General features: G+C 58.3%; 25 protein-coding genes and 1 pseudogene. 19 read left to right on the forward strand and 7 right to left on the reverse strand.

Annotated elements, in window-relative coordinates:
* Nucleotides 1-3 precede the first annotated feature (3 nt).
* Nucleotides 4-1,134 (reverse strand): annotated as a pseudogene (locus B3729_RS24715) (HAMP domain-containing protein); the annotation flags it as partial.
* Nucleotides 1,135-1,534: 400 nt separating this feature from the next.
* On the opposite strand from B3729_RS24715, the gene B3729_RS04275 reads away from it, so the two are divergent.
* The 11 genes from B3729_RS04275 (at nt 1,535) to B3729_RS04325 (ending at nt 7,064) form a co-directional block, all read left to right on the forward strand.
* Nucleotides 1,535-2,152 (forward strand): glutathione S-transferase, encoded by a 618-nt coding sequence (locus tag B3729_RS04275; RefSeq protein WP_286787193.1) that lies wholly within the window; start codon nt 1,535-1,537, stop codon nt 2,150-2,152.
* A 29-nt stretch (nt 2,153-2,181) separates the two neighbouring features.
* Entirely contained in the window at nt 2,182-2,418 is a 237-nt protein-coding gene (locus B3729_RS04280; RefSeq protein ID WP_286787204.1) for a hypothetical protein, read from the forward strand.
* Between the two features lie 18 nt (nt 2,419-2,436).
* On the forward strand, nt 2,437-2,748 hold the full coding sequence (locus B3729_RS04285; protein WP_197872971.1) for a cupin: 312 nt from the start codon (nt 2,437-2,439) through the stop codon (nt 2,746-2,748).
* A gap of 10 nt (nt 2,749-2,758) precedes the next feature.
* The gene (locus B3729_RS04290; RefSeq protein WP_286787207.1) at nt 2,759-3,262 is read left to right on the forward strand and encodes a GNAT family N-acetyltransferase; all 504 of its coding nucleotides are present in this window, start codon (nt 2,759-2,761) and stop codon (nt 3,260-3,262) included.
* A gap of 78 nt (nt 3,263-3,340) precedes the next feature.
* Nucleotides 3,341-3,898 (forward strand): ribosomal protein S5-alanine N-acetyltransferase, encoded by a 558-nt coding sequence (gene rimJ, locus B3729_RS04295; protein ID WP_010796603.1) that lies wholly within the window; start codon nt 3,341-3,343, stop codon nt 3,896-3,898.
* Nucleotides 3,899-3,923: 25 nt separating this feature from the next.
* Entirely contained in the window at nt 3,924-4,493 is a 570-nt protein-coding gene (locus B3729_RS04300) for a GNAT family N-acetyltransferase (RefSeq protein ID WP_286787208.1), read from the forward strand.
* Between the two features lie 15 nt (nt 4,494-4,508).
* On the forward strand, nt 4,509-4,979 hold the full coding sequence (locus B3729_RS04305) for an AAA family ATPase (RefSeq protein WP_286787209.1): 471 nt from the start codon (nt 4,509-4,511) through the stop codon (nt 4,977-4,979).
* 143 nt (nt 4,980-5,122) lie between these two features.
* Nucleotides 5,123-5,494: a hypothetical protein gene (locus B3729_RS04310; RefSeq protein ID WP_286787210.1), complete on the forward strand. Its 372-nt coding sequence runs from the start codon at nt 5,123-5,125 to the stop codon at nt 5,492-5,494.
* A gap of 83 nt (nt 5,495-5,577) precedes the next feature.
* Nucleotides 5,578-5,844, forward strand: a complete 267-nt coding sequence (locus B3729_RS04315; protein WP_150348250.1) for a hypothetical protein — start codon at nt 5,578-5,580, stop codon at nt 5,842-5,844.
* Nucleotides 5,845-5,869: 25 nt separating this feature from the next.
* Nucleotides 5,870-6,496, forward strand: coding sequence for a LysE family translocator (locus B3729_RS04320; protein ID WP_286787211.1), 627 nt, complete (start codon nt 5,870-5,872; stop codon nt 6,494-6,496).
* Between the two features lie 16 nt (nt 6,497-6,512).
* Nucleotides 6,513-7,064 (forward strand): GNAT family N-acetyltransferase, encoded by a 552-nt coding sequence (locus B3729_RS04325; protein WP_409438739.1) that lies wholly within the window; start codon nt 6,513-6,515, stop codon nt 7,062-7,064.
* A gap of 11 nt (nt 7,065-7,075) precedes the next feature.
* Here B3729_RS04325 and B3729_RS04330 read toward each other — a convergent pair whose 3' ends face one another.
* Complete coding sequence (locus B3729_RS04330; RefSeq protein WP_010796596.1) at nt 7,076-7,954, reverse strand: YihY/virulence factor BrkB family protein; 879 nt, start codon at nt 7,952-7,954, stop codon at nt 7,076-7,078.
* A 256-nt stretch (nt 7,955-8,210) separates the two neighbouring features.
* Between B3729_RS04330 and B3729_RS04335 the strand changes: the two genes are divergently transcribed.
* The 5 genes from B3729_RS04335 (at nt 8,211) to ybaL (ending at nt 13,996) form a co-directional block, all read left to right on the forward strand.
* Nucleotides 8,211-8,942, forward strand: coding sequence for a glutathione S-transferase family protein (locus B3729_RS04335; RefSeq protein ID WP_150348252.1), 732 nt, complete (start codon nt 8,211-8,213; stop codon nt 8,940-8,942).
* Nucleotides 8,943-9,138: 196 nt separating this feature from the next.
* Nucleotides 9,139-10,164, forward strand: a complete 1,026-nt coding sequence (locus B3729_RS04340) for an LLM class flavin-dependent oxidoreductase (protein WP_150348253.1) — start codon at nt 9,139-9,141, stop codon at nt 10,162-10,164.
* A gap of 118 nt (nt 10,165-10,282) precedes the next feature.
* Entirely contained in the window at nt 10,283-10,810 is a 528-nt protein-coding gene (gloA, locus tag B3729_RS04345) for a lactoylglutathione lyase (protein WP_150348254.1), read from the forward strand.
* A gap of 113 nt (nt 10,811-10,923) precedes the next feature.
* Nucleotides 10,924-11,985, forward strand: a complete 1,062-nt coding sequence (locus tag B3729_RS04350; protein ID WP_286787213.1) for a PA0069 family radical SAM protein — start codon at nt 10,924-10,926, stop codon at nt 11,983-11,985.
* 304 nt (nt 11,986-12,289) lie between these two features.
* Entirely contained in the window at nt 12,290-13,996 is a 1,707-nt protein-coding gene (gene ybaL, locus B3729_RS04355; RefSeq protein ID WP_286787214.1) for a YbaL family putative K(+) efflux transporter, read from the forward strand.
* Between the two features lie 36 nt (nt 13,997-14,032).
* On the opposite strand, the gene B3729_RS04360 is transcribed toward ybaL, so the two are convergent.
* Both B3729_RS04360 and B3729_RS04365 read right to left on the reverse strand, forming a co-directional pair.
* Entirely contained in the window at nt 14,033-14,503 is a 471-nt protein-coding gene (locus B3729_RS04360) for a hypothetical protein (RefSeq protein ID WP_286787215.1), read from the reverse strand.
* A 92-nt stretch (nt 14,504-14,595) separates the two neighbouring features.
* Nucleotides 14,596-15,240, reverse strand: a complete 645-nt coding sequence (locus B3729_RS04365) for a hypothetical protein (protein ID WP_286787216.1) — start codon at nt 15,238-15,240, stop codon at nt 14,596-14,598.
* A gap of 170 nt (nt 15,241-15,410) precedes the next feature.
* Between B3729_RS04365 and B3729_RS04370 the strand changes: the two genes are divergently transcribed.
* From B3729_RS04370 to B3729_RS04380, 3 genes are all read left to right on the forward strand, one after another.
* A complete protein-coding gene (locus B3729_RS04370) occupies nt 15,411-15,809 on the forward strand; it encodes a hypothetical protein (RefSeq protein ID WP_286787217.1) in 399 nt (132 codons plus the stop codon).
* Between the two features lie 487 nt (nt 15,810-16,296).
* Complete coding sequence (locus B3729_RS04375; RefSeq protein ID WP_074821361.1) at nt 16,297-17,007, forward strand: carbonic anhydrase; 711 nt, start codon at nt 16,297-16,299, stop codon at nt 17,005-17,007.
* 200 nt (nt 17,008-17,207) lie between these two features.
* Nucleotides 17,208-18,794: a SulP family inorganic anion transporter gene (locus B3729_RS04380; protein ID WP_286787218.1), complete on the forward strand. Its 1,587-nt coding sequence runs from the start codon at nt 17,208-17,210 to the stop codon at nt 18,792-18,794.
* Nucleotides 18,795-18,942: 148 nt separating this feature from the next.
* Here B3729_RS04380 and B3729_RS04385 read toward each other — a convergent pair whose 3' ends face one another.
* From B3729_RS04385 to B3729_RS04395, 3 genes are all read right to left on the reverse strand, one after another.
* Complete coding sequence (locus tag B3729_RS04385) at nt 18,943-19,215, reverse strand: HU family DNA-binding protein (RefSeq protein ID WP_010796585.1); 273 nt, start codon at nt 19,213-19,215, stop codon at nt 18,943-18,945.
* 184 nt (nt 19,216-19,399) lie between these two features.
* A complete protein-coding gene (locus B3729_RS04390; RefSeq protein WP_286787221.1) occupies nt 19,400-20,554 on the reverse strand; it encodes an NAD(P)/FAD-dependent oxidoreductase in 1,155 nt (384 codons plus the stop codon).
* A 148-nt stretch (nt 20,555-20,702) separates the two neighbouring features.
* Nucleotides 20,703-20,870: a rubredoxin gene (locus B3729_RS04395; RefSeq protein ID WP_010796583.1), complete on the reverse strand. Its 168-nt coding sequence runs from the start codon at nt 20,868-20,870 to the stop codon at nt 20,703-20,705.
* Between the last annotated feature and the right edge of the window lie 42 nt (nt 20,871-20,912).

Genomic DNA, 20,912 nt, shown 5'->3' on the forward strand with positions numbered 1-20,912 from the left:
GGAGGCGGTCAGCTCGTTCAGATAGCCGCCCAGCTCGCCAAACTCATCCTTGCGGGAAACATCGAAGCGCACGCGCATGTCACCGCTCGTGACCTGCTTGAGCACCTCGCGGAAGGTTGCCAGCGGACGCCGAATGCTATGGGATACCCAACCACCGATCAGGACGGCAGCCAGAACAGCCAGGACGCAAGCGACCAGCAACAGGCTGCGGCTGGTGGAAATGGTCGAATCGGCACCGGCCTTGGCACTGTTGGCTACGGCTACAGCCTGACCACCAAACTCGGCGATCCTGGTCAGCATGGCTTGCAGCTTGGCATCCATTGCCTGACGCTGGGTTGCAACCTGTTCCACCAGCGCTGCATCCTGCTGATAGACGTTGAGCAGACCATCATCAGCGGTCAGATCTCTAAACAGATGGTTCACCATCACCGTCACGATCCGGCCAGTCCGAGCATCCTGTGCGACAAAAGCCTTGAGTCGATCACGAATGACTTCATCCTGAAGCGTCAAGCCGCGCTTGAGCCTATCGATATCAGGAACGGCCGCATGCGCGGAAAAATGGTCATAGGTCTTACCGATTTCCAGCAGCAGCGCCTCGGCAGCGGCTGCACTGTCAGTGGACCCATTGGCACGCTGCCTGGCCATGTAATCCCGCAGCATATTGGACAGCCGCGTACCTTCCTGAGTCGCAAAACCTTGCAGCGTACGGGCCTGGATGTTCAGGGCAACCTGCTGGCCGTGCAGCTTCATCAGCGTGGCAGCCTGCTCGGCATAGGCCGTGCTCAGCTCACGCTGCTGAGTCAGATTTTCCTTGAGCTCGGGACGATCGCCAATATAACGCACCGTGGTTCCCAGGAGCTCATTGAAACGCCCCAGGCTCTCATCGAAGGGCTTCTTGCCTTCGGCAATCTGTTGGCCGTCACGGCTGATAAGAACGGCCATTACAGCCTGATTGGCGCGCAGGATATGCACGTTGAGCTCACTGGCGGCCTGACTGAGCGGCGCCGATTGCCCGGTAATGATGGAAAGCCGGTCACTGATGGAATGCGTGCTCTGGTAGCTGATGCCCACAATGGAGAGCAGCAATACCAATAGCAACGCAAAACCACCAATCACACGTTGGAGGATGGTCATGATAGTAACCCGTACGTTTATCGTTATTCAGGGGTCAACAACACTGCGCGAGGCGCCAGAATCAAAGGCATTCCGGCTTTTCACTTCCAGGCTATCGGCTTGACATCATGCCGACTGAAGCGGCCTGAAGGTCATTTTCAGCGGTTTTGAAGGGGCTGGGGATCAATGGCAGCCGTTGGCCACCAGGCAACCGCAGGCTAGAGCGGATACACTTCTGGTGGACCAGTGAGTCCTGGCGACGAACGGCCATGGCTGTTCTGAACGCCTGTCCCAGCGCACAGTGCGGTCTCCATGCATCAGGGGCCTGCACCTGACATCCAAGGCACGAGCACAACGCGTGCAGTCCGCCTCGGCAGCCGTTATAAGGAAAGGGATTTGCCTCTACCTCACAGGAGCCACCATGCAACTGATCGGAATGTTCGACTCGCCCTACGTCCGTCGCGTAGCCGTCTCGCTGAACCTGCTGGACCAGCCCTTCGAGCACAACCCCCTTTCGGTCTTCAGCGCCTTCGAGGAGTTCCGGTCAATCAACCCGGTCGTGAAGGCACCGTCACTGGTGTGCGATGACGGCACGGTGCTGATGGACTCGACATTGGTCCTGGATTACGTGGAAGCGCTGGCGGCCGAGTCGGGACGCACCCTCATGCCACGCGATCTGGCAGAGCGTCAGCATGCGCTGCGCATCATCGGGCTCGCCCTGACCGCCTGTGAGAAAACCGTCCAGATCGTCTACGAGCGCAAGCTGCGCCCGGCTGACAAGGTGCATGAACCCTGGATTGACCGCGTAACCGGGCAGTTGCTGGCTGCCTACGGTACGCTGGAAGCCGAAGTGGCGAACCGCCCGCTCAAGGCAGGCGCCGACGACATCAATCAGGCTGGCATCACCACGGCTGTAGCGTGGCGCTTTACCCAGCACATGACGCCCAATGCCGTTATTGCCGACAGCTTTCCACACCTGCGCGAGCTGTCGGCGCAGGCGGAAACGCTCGACGCGTTCAAGGCAACGGCCCTTGTCTAGGACCACTGATTGATGGAGGCAGGCGAACCATGGATGGACTTCTGAATGTCATTGGCAACTTCATTCTGGAGTTCGTTTTCGGCACCCTTTTCGCGGCCATTCTGTTCTGGATCGGCTGGCCCATCGTCAAGGTTCTGACCTTGGGTCGCTATCCTCATGGCCAGAAATGTTTGGACGAGACGATGCAAGCCAACTGCGTTCGAGCCACGGCTATCGCTGCGTTGGCCGTGTCACTCATGGCCGCGTTGGGCCAATTCCACCCCTGAGCCGCATACAAGGTCTACATGAACATCATCCGCAGCAAGCACTTTACCGCCAGCCGAGCCTGGGGAGCGCTCGATATTGCCAACATGGGCGGAATCACTACCCGTCTGCATTGGACGGATCAGCCCTACAAATGGCATGTCAACGATGGCGAGGAAGTCTTTGCTGTTCTCGACGGCGTTGTCGACATGCATTACCGCGAAGCCGGAGAGGAGAAATCCGTACGCCTGGAAACAGGAGATGTGTTCTTTGCCGGAATCGGCTGCGAGCATGTCGCACACCCTCAAGGCGAGGCGCGCATTCTGGTAGTGGAGCGCGAGGGCAGCGTCTGAAAGGACTCGTATGCTGATACGCCAGACGGAGCTTGCCGACCTTGATGGCTTTTACAGCCTCTTCGCCTCCGTCTGCGCGGAGGGGCTGTACACTCACCGGCAACTGCCGCCTGCCCGGGAGCGTATTCTGGAAAGCGTGATTCAGGCTCTCGCGCATGGCTGGCCCAATCAAGTCATCGAGCATGGGGGCCAGATTATCGGCTCGGGAGAAGTCTTTCCGGCCAGCGTTTGTGGTCAGAAGGACCGGGATGATTCAGTGGGCTTTCTGGGCATGCAGATTCACAAAGCCTTTCGCAACCAAGGGTTTGGCAGGCGCCTGCTAGGCGCGCTTATCGAAAGCAGCCGGGCCTTCGGCTTTATCGCGCTTGAGCTGGATGTCTACACATCCAATCGGCGGGCCATTCATGTATACGCAGCGCACGGATTCGAGTGGCAACACGACCTGCCCGGTCGCGTCATGCCTGATGGACGGGAAGATCAGCCACAGCGTATGCGACTTGAGCTTGCCCGGTGAGGTTTATCTGCCAAAACGCTACAAAACCGGGTGATGTTCCGGTTATAACGCTCAGGCGCTTATAAGAGATAAAAGTCCATGAGCATCCTGACGTTAGAGGCAGAGCGGGTCCGACTGATCATCCCCACCGAGCGTGATGTCGTGCGGCGACGGCGGTTCGAGCTTGAAAACCGCGAGCATCTGCGCATCTGGGAGCCCTTGCGGGAGGAGACCTTCTATACACCCGAGACGGTTCGCCAGCGGATTCGCCTGAACCTGCAGGATTTCATGGCCGGTGCCTCCTGCTGTTTCAGCATTGTCGACAAGCGCACCGAGGCGATCATCGGCTGCTGCAACTTTTCCAATATCATCCGGGGCTCGTTTCTGGCCTGCCACCTGGGTTATTCCATCGCTGAAAGCCATCAGGGCAAGGGGTTCATGTTCGAAGCGGCCAGGACCGGTATCGACTACATGTTCACCCAGCGCAGGCTGCATCGCATCATGGCCAACTATATTCCCCATAACGAGCGCAGCGCGCGGCTGCTCAAGCGTCTGGGTTTCGAGCGTGAGGGGTACGCACGGGCCTATCTCAAGATCAATGGCGTCTGGGAGGATCACGTCCTCAACGCCTTGATCAACCCGGCCAGCAGCGTCTAAACCATTACATACCCCAAGGACTGCGATGACTCCTCCCTTGCTACGCACCATTCCTGAACAGTTTGAAACCGAACGTCTGCTGCTACGGGTTCCCCGTGCCGGTGATGGTGCCATGGTCTACGCAGCCGTGGTGGAGTCGCTTGCCTCGCTGCGCCGCTTTCCGGCCTCGCTGCCATGGGTGATGACAGAGCCATCAGTCGATACGTCCGAAGCCTACTGCCGCCTTGCGGCATCGAGCTTTATCGTACGCAAGGATCTGCCGTTTCTGCTGATCGACAAAACCACCGGTAGGCTGGTGGGCTGCGCCAGCTTTCACCATATCGACTGGAACGTACCCAGCATGGAGATCGGTTATTGGTGCCGGGACAGCCAGTGCCGACAGGGCTACATCACCGAAGCGGTCAGCGCCATGACGCACCTGGCACTCACTGACCTCAAGGCCGAGCGCATCCAGATCCTGACGGATGAAGAAAACACAGCCTCCTGTCGAGTCTGCGAACGAGCCGGCTTTACCCTTGAAGGAACGCTTCGTCATGAGCGCAAGGCACCGGACGGCACCCTGCGCAACACCCGCGTATATGCCCGCACCGCCTGATCCATGGAGCTGATCGTGTTTATCGGCATACAGGCCGCAGGCAAATCAACATTTTACCAACGCTGCTTTTTCGACACGCATGTCCGTATCAACCGGGACATGCTGCGCACCCGCCACCGTGAGCGGCTCCTGTTGACGGCCTGCCTGGAAGGCAAACAGAAGGTGGTTATCGATAACACCAATCCCACTGCTGCCGAGCGGGCACGCTACATCGAGCCCGCTCGGGCGGCCGGCTTTACTGTGATCGGCTATTTTTTCGAGCCGGACCCGCGCGGCTGCGAGGCGCGAAATCGGGCACGGGCTCGCCAGGTGCCGCCAGCGGGACTCTTCGGAACCCTTAAACAGCTGGAGCGCCCACGCTTCGAGGAAGGCTTCGATGAGCTTCATCGCGTTGTGTTACAGCCGGATGGCCGCTTTCTGGTTTCACGGTATCAGCCGCCAGGCGGAGCTGACTCAGCACCAACGCCGCCTGGGCCGGACGCTTGAGCACTCTGGCCAGCCTGTCTGTTTTGAAACGGCATAGACACTTTTCTACCCGGCGAACGATCCGCGGCTACGCTGTTCCTTATCTATTCAAGAAACGTATTAGCCAGCCCTACTGTAGAACGGGCTGATGAGAGGAGCAGCGGATGGTCGAGATCGAAATCGAAGGCAATAACGTCGTCTTCACCGTCAAAGGCATTCACAAGCTGTGGGCACTCAAGAGCCAGCTGACGATCCCCCAATCGCATATCCTGGCGGCTCGCCAGGACGATACGGTCCTGCAGGGCTGGAAAGGCTGGAAGGCGCCGGGCACCAAGATTCCGAATATTCTGACGGCCGGGACCTTCTACCTTGAGGGCGAGCAGGTATTCTGGGATGTCAGCCATGCGGAACGGGCGATCATCATCGACCTGGAAGATGAGCAGTACAAACGTCTGATCATCGAAGTCGAGCATCCTGAAGGGGCCATCGAGCTATTGTCTAGCCTGATCGAGCCAACAAGGGCAACGTCTGAATAGGCGCGATTCAGGTACTGCCGCACGCTGGATCAACCAGAACACTGCCATACTCTGGAGGTGCCTTTCATGGATAGGGAGTTGCAATGGCCCGCAAGGACGACGGACACTCATTTGAAACCCGCATTATCAGCCTCCTGGCCGCCCTGCCGTTTACCCTGGTAACAGCGGCGCTGCTATGGCTTGCGCTCAATCAGGGGCTGGCTTTCACGGGCGGATTTCTCGGGGCAGGATACTTCTGGGGCTGCCTGGGATTATTTTTGCTGGCAGCATTCATCTGGCCCACCCTGTTTCCCGGTTGGCTGGGTATGATCTGGCGTGGCTTTATCCGCCTGTATCACTATTGGGTCTGAACAAAAAAATATCCAAGGACTGATCATGTTTCCAATCGATATCTGGCTCGCCTATACCGCAGCCTGCGCGTTGTTGATCCTGTCTCCCGGCCCGGACAATCTGCTTGCCATTGGCCGTGGCCTGAGCCAGGGTAGCCGGGCCGCCATCGTTTCCGGACTGTCCTCAGGCGTTGGCATCCTGTTTCACGTCACAGCCGCCACCTTCGGCCTGACGCTACTGATGAAAACATCAGCCGTGGCATTTTGGGTCGTCAAGCTGGTGGGCGCCGCCTACCTGCTGTGGCTGGGGATCAAGGTATTACGTTCGCGCAACCTGATCACCTTCACCCCGGCTGCTCACCAGCCGCTGAAAACCATCTTCCTTACCGGGCTGCTGTCGGCTGTGCTCAACCCCAAGCCGGGCCTGTTTGTCCTGGCCTTTCTACCCCAGTTCGTAAGCCCTGCCCGCGGCTCCGTGACGATCCAGATGCTGGCCTACGGCGCCTGGTTTGCCTTGCTGACCTTTATCGGCTTTTCCATCATGGGCTCCTGTGCTTCGCGGCTGGCCCGCTGGCTGAAGCATCGCCCACGCGTCGTAGGCGGTCTCAATTGGGGCGCGGGTATTGCCTTCATCACGTCTGGCCTGACCGTGGCGGCCTTGCAACAAAGGTAGCCATATGCACCCGCCTCTGGAGCCTGCCCTTTACGAAACGGTCCGCCTGCGGCTTCGCCCATGGCGTGACGAAGACCGTCTCCCTTATGCCGCGCTGAACGCCGATCCAGAGGTACGTGAATACTTTCCGGGTGTACTGGATTTTGCCGGCAGCGAGGCCGAGCGTGAGCGTATCCAGGCCAGGATTGAACAGCAGGGCTGGGGCTTCTGGGCAGTCGAACTGAAAGAGACAGGCGCATTCATCGGCTTTACCGGCCTGAACGCTTCAGAAGGTCTGCCCTGCTCGCCGTGCGTGGAAATTGGCTGGCGATTGGCCAGGGCCTATTGGGGAAAGGGATATGCCTCAGAGGCCGCGCGTGAAGCCTTGCGCATCGGGTTCGAGCAACTGGCGCTAGACGAGATCATCGCCTTTACAGCCCTAGGCAATCACCGCTCCCGAGCCGTGATGGAGCGGCTCGGAATGCGAAATACCCAGGAAGATTTCGATCATCCCCGTGTCCTTGCTGGCCACCCCCTGCGCCGGCACTGCCTGTACCGGCTCACCCATGCGGACTGGCAGCGCCCCTAACTTAGAGTGGTTTACTCGTCCAGCTTCTTGTCGCCCTTTTCTTTGCCCTCGTTGGAGTGGTGCTCGATCACCGCGTTGATTTCCGCGCCAAACAGCAGTACCGCCGATGAGATGTACAGGTACAGGAGCATGATGATGATCGTGCCGATCCCGCCATACATGGCGTTGTAGTTGCCAAAGTTCTGGACATAAAAGGCAAAGCCCAAGGAGGCGGCAATCCAAACCACTACAGCGAGCACCGAGCCGGGTGTAATGAACCGAAAGTCCTGCTCCACATCGGGCGCTGCGTAATAAATGATCGCCACGGCCAGCATCAGGAGGATCACAGCAACGGGCCAGCGGATCCAAGTCCAGACCGTGATAAAGACCTGTTCAAGGCCAATGTAGCTGGTCAGCCAATTCAGGAACTGCGGGCCAGTAACCATCAGGGCGGCAGCGCTGATGAGCATCAGCGCCAGCCCGATAGTATAAAACACCGACAGCGGTAACCGCTTCCAGACGGGTCGTCCTTCCTCGACATCATAGGCCATGTTCAGGGCCGTCATCAGCGAGCGCACTGCCGCCGAAGCCGACCACAGCGCCACGATGATCCCTACCGACAGCAAGCCGCCCTGCTGATTTTGCTGAAGCTGATCGATCACTGGATTGACTTGCTCCAGTGCCTGCGCCGGCAGGACATAGTTGGCCTGCTCGCGTAGCCAGTTGAAGAAGTCGGGCAGATGCAGAAAGCCCACCAGCGAGATCAGGAACAGAATGAAAGGAAACATCGAAAAGAACATCTGATAGGCCAATGCCGAAGCATAAGTCGCCATATCGTCTTCATTGAATTCCTTGACTGCCCGCTTGAGTACGTCCAGCGGGCCCAACCCACGAAGACTGAATCCCAACATCCCCATCTCCTCTCATACTTTATCTACAGGCAACCGGACTTGGCTGTTTGTAAAGGTGAAGGCATAGCCTTGTAGGGGGTAGACCGGACTGAGCGGCAGATGTCACCGCAGAAGAATCAAACGGCTGTTCGCGCGCCTTCCGCCATAAGCCGAGCAATCCGATACTGTGACGGCTGTTCGTTCGTGAAAACAGGCAAACAACTCCTGATGAGATCGTCTGTCCCACAGGGAGACCCTCATTGAAAGGAGACGAGCAATGCGTTACGAACTGCATTACTGGCCCACCATTCAGGGACGAGGCGAGTTCATCCGCCTCGCGCTGGAAGAAGCCGGCGCTGACTACGTGGATGTGGGCAATGGCTCCGAAGAGGATGGCCTGGGCATGCCTGCCATGGAATCCTATCTGAACGGTGAGGCAACGCCCTTTCCCCCCTTCGCCCTGCCGTTTCTCAAGGCGGGCGATCTGATCGTCTCCCATGTTGCCAATATCCTGCAGTTCCTGGGACCCCGCCTCGGGCTGGCTCCGGAAGATGAGGCCTTACGCCTGTGGGCCCATGGTCTGCAGCTGACCCTTGCCGACCTTGTAACCGAAGCCCACGACATTCATCATCCCATAGGCTCTTCGCTGTATTACGAAGACCAGAAGACGGAAGCCAAGCGCCGTGCGGAAGGGTTTATCAAGGAACGTATCCCCAAGTTTCTCGACTATTTCGAGCACGTTCTAGAGGACAACCCCAAGGGAGATCGCTATCTGGTTGGAGATTCACTCTCCTATGTCGACCTGTCGCTCTTTCAGGTCGTAAGCGGGCTGCGTTATGCTCTGCCCAAGGCCATGCAGCGGATCGAGGCGGATATGCCCAAGGTCGTCGATCTGGTCTCCCGAGTTGCTCAGCGTCCCAATATCAAGGCTTATCTAGCCTCTGATCGACGCCTGCCCTTCAGCGAAAACGGCATCTTCCGTCATTATCCTGAACTCGACGAGGTGTGATCCAACTGAAGGCTCGACAGATCCGGGCCTTCAGTCCAACCGTTTCCATCGGGTCTGAACATGCCAGACGTGTGCGATCTTTTTGGCATCAACCACCTGCACGCCTTGATTCTCCCGCCTGAGCAGCGCATCGTACGCGACTCTCGGATTCTGTCTGAAAGCGCCTGTTGCGCTGCCGATCATCAAGGAGAGGCCCATGCGGACATTAGCCAAGACCCGCCTGTCGATACTTGACCTTGCCCCTGTCACGGCTGGCCAGTCGGTAGGCGAGGCACTTCGCAACACCCTTACCCTGGCCGAGCAGGCCGATCGCTGGGGTTATCACCGTTACTGGTTGTCCGAACACCACAACATGGACGGTGTAGCCGCCTCGGCCACCGCCGTGCTGATCGGGCAGGTAGCGGCTGCCACCCGCCGTATCCGTGTGGGGGCAGGCGGTGTCATGTTGCCGAACCATACCCCTCAATACGTGGCCGAGCAGTTCGGTACGCTGGAAATCCTGTACCCAGGCCGCATCGATTTGGGCATAGGTCGCTCTCCCGGCGGGGATTACGCCACCATGGAAGCGCTGCGGGTCAACATGATCACGGCGAGCCGGGAGTTTCCTGAGCGCGTCCGTGAACTGCTTGCGCTATTCGACGAGGGCACGGAATCAGCCTTGAATACGCAGCCCTTCACCCGCGCCCCAGGCGAAGGGCTGAGCGTTCCGATCTGGATGCTGGGCTCCAGCCTGATCAGTGCCCGCTTGGCCGCTGAGCTTGGGCTGCCCTATGCGTTTGCCGCGCATTTTTCGCCGGCCCGCCTGCATGAGGCGATAGCGGCCTATCGCGAGCATTTCAAACCTTCTCTGCACCAGCCGCGGCCGCGGGTCATCGTGGCTGTTCCCGTCATGGCGGCGGATACCCGGTCAAGAGCTAAGCGTTTGATGCACTCCCTGTATCAAAAGGCGCTGGATGTCGGGCGCGGCCGCTCCAGCCGGCTGAAGCCTCCGCCCGAAACGACGGAGTGGACGCCTCAAGAGCGGCTGGCCGTGGAAGACCAGTATGCAGCGGCCATCATTGGAGGCCCTGATGAGGTGCGGGCAGGTTTGCAGAAATTGCTGGAAAGCACCCAGGCCGATGAACTCCTGATTCATACCGAGACCTATGACTTTAAGGAGCGCCTGCGGTCCTATGAAATAGTCTGGCAGGTGAAGCAGCAGGCCTTGCTGGAATCGTCCTGAACCTCAACGGCCTTCGTGGCCATTTGCCACAGCCAGGGTCTACTCAGCCTAAACGACACGCAAAAGTGATAAGCTGGCTATTTAAATACCATCTGGATTTATCATCTGGAGAACTACGATGACCTTGAATGAATTGAACAACCTGCCGGGCGTTACGGCCCAGCCTGACGCAGCCACTGCCGAGTATGTCTACAACCACACCATGATCCGTGTGAAGGACATTGAGAAGACCCTGGACTTCTATACCCGTGTCTTGGGCTTCACCATGTTGGAGAAAAAGGATTTCCCGGCAGGCAAGTTCAGCCTGTACTTCCTGGCGTTGATTGCTGACAAGTCCCAGATCCCGACAGATCCGGAAGAGCGTCATCGCTGGCGTAAATCCCTTTCCGGGCTTCTGGAGCTGACGCATAACCACGGCACTGAAGATGATCCGGACTTCACCTATCACAGCGGCAACAGCGATCCACGTGGCTTTGGCCACCTGTGCGTTGCCGTACCGGACATTCACGCTGCTTGCGCGCGCTTCGAAGAGCTGGGCGTTACCTTCCAGAAGCGCCTGACCGACGGCAGCATGAAAGACATCGCGTTTATCAAGGACCCCGATGGCTACTGGGTAGAAATCATCCAGTTCACGCCGGTCGCGTAAGACCTTCAGGACGGCGCCCCGCGCCGTCCTGCCTTTTTCTGCCGTACCCTCTGGCTTAATGCCTGCTCAAGATATACTGTATATTCAAACAGTATATATTCTGAGACAAGGTCATGACCCATCAAAAGCCTCCACGCGGTCGGGGGACCGGTAGTAATCCGCACAACCGCTATGCCCCTACCCGGTCGGAAGCCTATGACGATGGCTGGTTCCAGGATCTTCCTCCCACCCAGGCAACCGAGATTCGGCTAGAAACGGCCAAGACGGTTATCTCGCGCAATACCTCGCCGGACATTCCCTTCGAGCAGTCTCTTAATCCCTATCGCGGCTGCGAACATGGCTGTATCTACTGCTATGCCCGTCCAACCCATGCCTATTGGGACCTCTCGCCCGGCCTCGACTTCGAGACCCGGCTGATTGCCAAGACCAATCTGGCCGAAGCTCTGGAGAGGGAGCTGTCCAAACCGGGTTATGTCTGCAAGCCCATCGCCATCGGGGGTAATACCGATCCCTATCAGCCCATCGAACGCGAGCAGCGCCTGACGCGCCAGGCGCTTGAGGTACTCCTCCGGTATCGGCATCCGGCCACGATTATTACCAAGGGTAAGCTTATCCTGCGTGACCTTGACCTGTTAAGCGAGCTGGCGGCCCGTGGCCTGATCAAGGTCGGAATCAGCCTGACCACACTGGACGATGAGCTGAAACGTACCTTGGAGCCCAGGGCAGCGGCCCCGTCCGCGCGGCTCAAGGTTATTCGCACCCTGCGTGAGGCCGAGGTTCCGGTTGGTGTCATGTGCGCCCCGATTATTCCAATGATCAACGACCGCGAACTGGAGCATCTGCTTGAAGCGGCCCATGACGCCGGAGCCCGCTCGGCAGGGTATGTTCTGCTGCGCCTGCCGCGGGAAGTGGCTCCCTTGTTCGAGGAATGGCTTGAAGCTCACTATCCGCAGCGTGCGGCCCACGTCATGAGCCTGATTCGCCAGAGTCGAGGTGGTGAGGTCTACGACAATCGCTTTACCACGCGCATGCATGGCGAAGGGGTATTTGCCGATCTGCTTGAGCAGCGATTTCGTATCGCCCTGCGCCGCCTGGGCCTGAACCGTCGCGAAGCACGCATCTCACTGGACTGCACTCAGTTCAGCCCTCCCGGTCAGCAGATGCCACTTTTCTGACCTTTGCTGGTAAAGCGTGCGTAATATCGGGAAATATCTGAGATAACCCTGAAAACGCTTTATTCAGACACGCTGAAAAGAGAACGGCAACTTTCAGCCTTTACCGCTTGTCCTTACTACACCCTGCCTGGCCTTATAAGGTTTGGCGCCAGCATTTTTGTAGCTATAACTCCAATACGGTGCGTACTTTATCGCTGCGTGCATGATGCCTTGAATATCTGAGCGCCATGGTGAGGCCAGTCCATAGGCTGGGTCTCCAAGCCTTGCGGGTTCTTTTTGCCCCAGCCCCACATGGAGCCACCGCATGCATGAAATGCCCCTGATTACTACCTTGGCCGCCGGCCTGGTTCTGGCCTTTTTTCTGGGCCTCCTCGCCAACCGCCTGCGCCTGCCTCCTCTGGCGGGCTATCTTCTGGCCGGCGTACTGGCCGGCCCCTTTACGCCAGGCTTTGTAGCCGACAGTGATATTGCCCATGAGCTGTCCGAAATCGGTGTGATTCTGCTGATGTTTGGCGTAGGCCTGCATTTTTCCATCAAGGACCTGATGTCGGTCCGCAAAATCGCGATTCCCGGTGCCATTGGACAAATTGCCGTAGCCACGCTTATGGGGATGGGCCTTGCGCACCTCCTGGGCTGGGGGTTAGGTGCAGGGCTGGTCTTTGGCCTGTCACTTTCGGTCGCCAGTACCGTGGTGCTGCTCAGGGCCATGGAGGAACGACAAATGATGGAAAGTCGCCGCGGTCGCATCGCCGTCGGCTGGCTGATTGTGGAAGACCTGATGATGGTGCTGGCGCTGGTTCTGCTACCGGCGCTCTCCGGCATGCTGGGCGGCAAGGCCGCCGAAAGCGACACTAGCCTGAGCATGCAACTCCTGCTGACGCTGGTGAAAGTGAGTGCCTTCGTAGCGCTGATGCTGATCGTGGGCCGGAGAGTCGTCCCGTGGCTACTCAAGCGTGTTGCCCGCACCGGATCACGGGAGTTGTTTACCCTCGCCGTACTGGCACTGGCCATGGGGATTGCCTTTGGCTCATCGGTCCTGTTCGGCGTGTCCTTTGCGCTGGGTGCCTTTTTTGCCGGCATGGTCTTGAACGAGTCGGAACTCAGTCACGAGGCAGCCGACAATTCCCTGCCGTTGCGTGAAGCCTTTGCCGTGCTGTTCTTCTTTTCCGTCGGCATGCTGTTCAACCCGGAGGTGCTGCTCTCGCACCCGCTGCACTTGTTGGCCACGGTACTGATCATCATCGTTGGCAAGTCCCTGGCGGCGCTGATCATCGTACTGCTGGCCCGGCGCCCACTCAGCGTAGCCCTGACCATTTCAGCAAGTCTTGCCCAGATTGGTGAGTTTTCATTCATCCTGGCGAGCCTGGGCGTCAGCTTGGAGTTGCTGCCTGAGGAAGGCCGTGACCTGATTCTGGGCGGTGCGATCATTTCCATCATTCTGAACCCTGCGCTGTTCAGCATTATCGACCGTCTCCAGCCATGGCTCGAGCGACGCGAAGGGCAGGCACTTCCCAATGCCAAGGCGCTCCATGCGCCCGAAGTGGTAGAGCCGCCACCCATTACCGAAACCGATCATGTGGTCCTGGTCGGCCATGGTCGGGTTGGCAGGCTGGTCAGTGCTCGCCTGCGCCGTGAACACATGCCGTTCGTGGTGATCGAGAATGATCGCGATCATATTGAGGAGCTGCGGGCAGATCAGATCAGTGCCGTGCTGGGTAATGCTGCGCAGCCGAACGTGCTTCAAAAGGCTCATATCGAGCAGGCGCATACGCTGCTGATCGCCATCCCGAACGGGATTGAGGCCTGCGAGGTCTCGAGGCGTGCGCGAGAGCTGAATGCGTCCCTCAATATCGTTTCCCGCGCCCATTACGACGAGTTGGTGCAGCACCTGCAAGAAAGTGGCGCTAACGTTGTCATCATGGGCGAGCGCGAGATTGCCCGAGGCATGTTTACCGAGCTGGGCCTGCCCACCCAGGAGCGTGGAGAAGACCTGCATCCGCATCCCGGCTAATGGGCGACAGCGGGAGCCCACCGGCTCCCGCCCTGTCTACTTGAGTGACTTGTATTCGCCCTTGGCAGCCTCGCGGTAGTCATAGGTCGGATAGAACTCCGTATGAAAGGAGCCCCAGGCGCCCTTTTCCACCGCCATGTTCACGTCCGGCAGTTTGTCCGGCGGTACGCGCAGGGTCACGATCTGACCAATTCCCATCACCACATACCAGGACACCACCTCCGTGCCCAGGGGCGGAAAATTGTCAAAAAATCCCTGACGCCTGAGCTCCTGCTTGGTTTCGGTCAGCGGCTTGGACTGGTCGTGCCGCAGGATAATGGTCAGCAGCAAGCCTGAAGCCGTGCTCCCCGACGCGCCTGTATCGGCTGGCGAGGCTGGTGACGATGCAGGCATCGGTTGCGGGGTCTTTTCAGGGCTGGACGGTGGCTGTGACGGCTCGGCCGCCAAGGTCAGTGTGGCTAGCAGGCAAGCCGGAAGGGCAAGAGCGATACGTCGGGCAAATCTCACTGCGGGTTCTCCTTGAAGGGCACATCAAGCCCTCTGCACAGCGTAGTTCAGCCTTGAGCATCCTTCCTGTCGGCAAGCCAGGATGTATTCTGTTACAGCTGCCTGGCCAGCAGCCACTGATAGATTCGCATGTCCCGATAAGCCAGGCGAGCAGCGCCTACATGGTCCTGCCCTTGATCCAGATACAGGCGGTCTCCCTCCTGGGAGGTCTCAGCCGAGGCCAGGCCCAGGCGGCTGATAAAGGCGGGCGTTGCCCGGCGCGTCACCTCGCCGACACTGATCCAGACCGGTCGTTGCGGATCGGATTGGGGCAAGCGCGTCAGGTCTACCGGCCATAACGCTGCCCAGAAGTCAGGCTGGGAGAGCGCCAGATCGAATACGCCGTTTCCGCCAAAGCTAAAGCCGGTCAGGTAGGTTCGCCTGCGGTCGCCGTGATGAACTGTCTGTACGTCTGCCACAAGGCGGCTGACCTCATCAGCAAAGCGATGCCAGCGATCACCCTTGGATGGCATCTGTGGCGCCACCACGATAAAGGTCTCCCTTACCTGCCCCGGATTACCTGGGTTGAGCGGACCATGCACCGTCAATGCCTTATGGATCGGCATGGGCGCGCCCTCATCGTAGCCATGCAGGAAACAGAGCACCGGCCAACCTTCCGTGGGTGGAAGGCCCTCGGGCACGGAAAGCAGGTACGGCAAGGCAGCCGACTCGATCAGCTGGATGTCAGGCAACGGCATAGGGCCTCCAGAAAAACCAGGCGTGTAAACGGTTGGACCTTGCGTTCCACCTGACACTCACCCCTGCCCATGCCGCCGGTCTAATGGTGGACTGCCGATCGCTGGAACGAGCCGAAGGCCTCTTTCTGTGGTCAGGAGTTATAGCCACTACCTGAATTACAGGAGGAATCATGCAAAAGCTGAAGGTTGATTGGGATACCACCCGTGACGTATTACGAGCAGGCACCCGCGAGGACAGCGTCTCGGTACGCACCATTGCGGTAGACGTTGCCCGCCGTCAGGACACATCTGCCGATGACCCTCAAGTCATCGAAGCTATTCTCAAGGCAGCAGATGAGCTGGTCCGCAACGGCTTTATCGACGCGCCTTATCCGTTCGAGAAGGATTCGGAAGTCAGAGGTATCAAGCCGCTGGGGCAAGAGCTGTTCGAGTGGATGGAGGATGAGCACAAGTGGAATCGGCTGCGTCCTGCATTGGAAGAGGCCCTTCAGAGTGGTCTGGGCGCCGATCATCAGTACCTGAGTGCTAACGCGCTGGACGTGGCCATGCGCGGAATCGGTATCCGCTGATCGGATTTCGCTGGGCAGGTTGATGATCTACCTGCCCGGTATCCTGGTACTGACGTACTGCTTTACCTGATAACCCATTACACCTTTATCTCACTTCAAGCCGTGCAATGTGGCGCAATAGACATTTGCTCACTTCAGCATTGAATAAAAATGTTCTATCTGTGAACTATTCCATATTTGAATCCTGCCCTAAAAAATCCAATAGCTCCAAAAACCTCTTTTAAGCAATTAGCCACCACATGATGGCTATTTGATCGCAATAAAATTTGGAAATATCTTCAAACCGTTCCTTTCACTACTTTTTCTTCAGGGTGAATTAAGCTTCGCGCTCTAGGCTTGTTTCGAGCCTGGGGCATATGCCCAACGCTACGTGGTCCGGAGGGTTTCGGGATTAAGCTGTAACCAGACGTTGGTGGGCAACGTCTGCTTCAAGCAGTACCCGATCGGACAATGGTTAGTTGTTTCGTCCACGTAAAGAGGTTGGACCATGAACGAGAAAAACATGAACGTCCCTTGTGCGGATGACGCCTTGCAACAAATTGTCGATGGCTTCAAGCGCTTCCGAAAGGAAGTGTTTCCAGAACAGGAGGAGTTATTTAAAAAGCTGGCCAATGCACAATCGCCACGCGCCATGTTCATTACGTGTGCCGACTCGCGCATCGTGCCTGAGCTGATCACCCAGAGCTCCCCAGGCGATCTGTTCGTTACCCGTAACGTTGGCAACGTCGTTCCGCCCTATGGGCAAATGAACGGCGGTGTTTCGACGGCGATCGAATACGCCGTATCGGCACTGGGTGTCCAGCACATCATTGTCTGCGGTCACTCCGACTGCGGCGCCATGAAAGCGGTGTTGAATCCGGCCTCGCTGGAAAAAATGCCTACTGTGAGAGCTTGGCTACGCCATGCTGAAATTGCCAGAACGGTTGTTGCCGACCACCAGATGTGTGAACACACTCATGATGGAGAGCTGAACTTCCTCACCGAGGAAAACGTTGTGGCGCAGTTGACTCACCTGCAAACGCATCCATCCGTGGCTTCGCGTCTGGCAAGTGGACAATTGTTCATTCACGGCTGGGTCTACTCGATCGAAACCAGTGAAATCAAGGCATACGACGCTATCGAAGGCCGCTTCCGTCCCCTGGATGGAGAAGGTCCGATGCCAATCGCCACGCCACGTCCCCGTTTGAACTCAAACTGATCCAAGCCTTCGGCGCGCCTTGCGCGCCGAAGTCGCCAGCAACTCAATAAAAACAACATAGCTGGTCATTTTCAGACGAGGCCCATGGCTGCCTGCAGTTATGGGCGCTGTCCGTCTTCGTGTGGGTAAACGACTTTGCCAGATCCGGTTAGGGAGGGCTCTGGCACAGGTTGCTATGCGTTTTTACGGAGGATAGGACCATGCTCGGAAACACTTCTGCAGCATCACTCAAGCAGACCTTTCCACGCGATGCCTTGGCCTCGCTGGTAGTCTTTCTCGTTGCCCTGCCCTTGTGCATGGGCATCGCCATCGCCTCTGGAATGCCGCCAGCCAAGGGCTTGGTGACCGGCATCATTGGTGGCCTCATCGTCGGCTTTCTGGCCGGCTCCCCCTTGCAGGTCAGCGGCCCGGCCGCAGGGCTTGCCGTACTGGTATTTGAACTGGTCAACCAGCATGGCATGAAGGCCCTCGGGCCGGTGCTGATCCTGGCCGGGATCATTCAGGTCGCAGCGGGCTTTGCCCGGCTGGGCGCCTGGTTCCGCGTCACCTCGCCTGCCGTGGTGTATGGCATGTTGGCCGGTATCGGTATTCTGATTGTCTTGTCCCAAGTCCATGTGATGCTCGACGCCTCACCGCAAGCGTCGGGCCTCTCCAACCTGGTCGGTTTTCCGAAGGCGGCCGTACAGGCAGCCAGTGAATGGGGCGGACACGAGGGCAGCGGTGCCTATGCGGCCATGCTGGGTATCGCCACCATCGCCATCATGTGGCTTTGGGAGAAGAAACGGCCACATTCGCTACGCTTTTTGCCAGGCGCGCTGATCGCCGTAACGGCAGCTACGATGGCCAGCCTGTGGATGAATCTGGACGTCAACCGGGTCAACGTGCCGGACAACCTCGGCGATGCCATTGACTGGATCACCTTTGCCGACATGGGCATGCTGACCAACCCGACACTGTTCATGGCAGCGGTTGCCATGGCGTTTATTGCCAGTGCCGAAACGCTGCTGTCCGCCGCAGCGGTTGACCGGATGCACCAGGGGCCCCGTTCCCAGTTCGATCGTGAGCTGTCAGCCCAGGGCGTCGGTAACCTGCTGTGCGGTATCGTCGGTGCGCTGCCTATGACCGGGGTAATCGTTCGTAGCTCGGCCAATGTCCAGGCCGGCGCTAAAACACGTGCATCGGCCATTATGCATGGCGCATGGCTGCTGGCGTTCGTCGCCGCGCTCCCCTTCGTGCTCAAGCAAATCCCGATTGCCAGCCTGGCAGGCGTCCTGGTCTATACCGGTGTAAAACTGGCCAGTCCTTCGGCGTTGCAAGGCCTGAAGCAGTATGGACGTACGCCTATCCTGATCTATGCCGTGACGGCGCTGACCATTGTCTTTACCGACCTGCTCACGGGTGTCGTTCTAGGCTTTGCCCTGTCGGTAGCCACCCTAGCGTTCAAGGCCTCACGCCTTAAAGTGGCTCTGGTCTATGACAAGGAAGACGAGACCCAGGCAGAACTGCGCATGAGTGGTTCGGCCACCTTCCTGAAGGTGCCCAAGATCACCCAGGTGCTGGAAGGCGTTAAGCCGGGCACGACCCTGCATGTACCACTGGATCGCGTGAGCTATATCGATCATGCCTGCATGGAGCTGCTGGCAGACTGGGAACGGACCAACGAGTCCAATGGCGTCAAGCTGATCATTGAGCCTCGCGCGCTCAAGCGTCGTCTGGAAGGTCGCTACCATAAAGCGGCTTCGCTGGGCGGATCACCCTCGACAGGCGCCGTGCAGACGGCCGCCTAGCCTGTGTGTCCGGCGGGTACAGAGGTGCCCGCCGGATAGTTAGGCGCAGATGCCCTGTAGCGGTGAGGTTCGGGTATGGCGGTCTGGAAGGCGGGAGAGGGCCAGACAGTTCATACCCAGCACGCCGATACAGGCAGTGCGCAAGGGATCAGCTGATGCTGTCGCGCAAGGCCTTGCCGGGCTTGAAAGCCACGGTATTGCTAGCGCGAATCTTGACCGGTTCACCGGTTTGCGGGTTCTTGCCTGTACGGGCTCCGCGATGGCGGGGAAGGAAAGTACCGAAGCCTACCAACGTGACGTTATCCTTGCGGTGCAATGCATTGGCAATTTCATCAAGCACGGCATTGAGAACGGTATTGGCCTGTTCCTTGGAAAGACCGACTTTTTCAGCGATGGCGCTGGCGAGTTCCGGTTTGCGCATAAAGATGCCTCTTGTAGGTGTTTATTGTTGTTGTATCCGTACTCTCCACCCCTTGTCTGGAGCGGAGCAGCCGCGTTTAAGCAGGCACTCTGAGCATGGCACGGCCCAAACCCGCGCGCCAGTCGCATTCAGCGCTTTTTCCATACGACTGACGCGTCTTGAATGTAACGCTGTATTTCAGTCATTACGCCAGAACGGGTGGTAATTGCTTGTTTAACGCCAATTTTTCGCTGACGGCTGCTCCGCTCAAGGCATAACCCAGCAATTTACCTTCACTATCAATGCACAACGCCTTGATATCCGCTCCACTTCCCTCAACCCGCCATTCACCCTTGGCCCCTTTGTTGACCAATGCGACAACCAGCGGGCAGGCTGGCGTTTTTACCGTTACTGGCATCGGACCATAAGTAACTGCCGTGGGCTTTCCGGCCAGCGTCTGGGCCAGAGCACGGGCACAGGCCATCAACGGCATCACATACATCAGGCTTTGCCCTTCCACTTCGGCGCAGTCTCCCAGGGCATAGATGTTTTCATGGGAGGTACGCAGCTCGCGATTGACCACAATGCCGCGCTCGACCTCAAGGCCTGCCGCCTGCGCCAGATCAACCCGTGGTTTGAGACCTACAGCCGACACCACTACGTCGCAGGGTAGAGTCGCACCATCGGAAAGGTGCGCCAGATACCCATCCCCTTCGCGCTCCAGCCGTGTCACCGTCTGCCCCAGGTGAAACCGCGCGCCAATGCTTTCCAACCCGCTCTGAACGGCTGCTGCCACCTGGGCAGGAACAAGATTGGGCATGACCTGCTCACACGGTGCGACCACATCCACGTCATAGCCGCCGCTTCGCAGGTCATTGGCAAACTCACAGCCAATCAACCCGGCCCCCAGAATCAGCACGCGCTGCTTGCCTTCAGCTGCCTGACGAAAACGGGCGTAGTCCTGCAGGTCGTTGATTGGGAAGAAAGCGTCCTCGCACCCTCCTGCAACGGGCACCTGAATAGGTTCTGCGCCCCAGGCCAGGACAAGGTTTTCGTAGCGAACCTCTTCCTCACCCAGCCAGATTCGCTTGTGGCCAGGGTCGATAGCCGTGACGCGGGTATTGGTAAAGATTCGGGCATTGAACTGATCAGCCATTGCCCCCGGCTCCGCCATGACCAGCTCATCCGGCTGCTTGTTCTTGGCGTAGCCGTTGGACAGCATGGGCTTGGAATAGGAACGCCCGTCATCGGCCGTAATCATGAGTAGAGGCGTCTGGCTATCGAGCTTGCGCCATTCCTTGGCCAGGTTGTAGCCCGCCAACCCTGTGCCGATGATGACCAGGGGTAAAATTTCGCTCATAACGTTCTCTCTGCGTTGGTTCAGGCGTGGCGTCACCGGGCGCCCCGCTCAGATAGGTTCACGCATTATTGAATGTGTCACCGGGCCTGTCATCAACGCAGACCCGAGACGAAGACAGCAACCGGTCGGCCGCTTGGGAAGGAGCGGATCAGGCGATCTCGATCATTTCAAAATCGGATTTGCCGACGCCGCAATCCGGACACATCCAGTCTTCCGGAACATCCTCCCAACGGGTCCCAGGCGCAATACCATCATCCGGCCAGCCTGCCGCTTCGTCATAAATGTAACCGCAGACAATACATTGCCACTTACGCATCGTTATCGTGTCCTTAAAAACTCATCAGGGCTGGTGATCCGG

It is taken from the genome of Pseudomonas sp. UBA3149 (assembly GCF_002364655.1).
In the GTDB taxonomy this organism is placed as follows: Bacteria; Pseudomonadota; Gammaproteobacteria; order Pseudomonadales; family Pseudomonadaceae; genus Chryseomonas; species Chryseomonas luteola.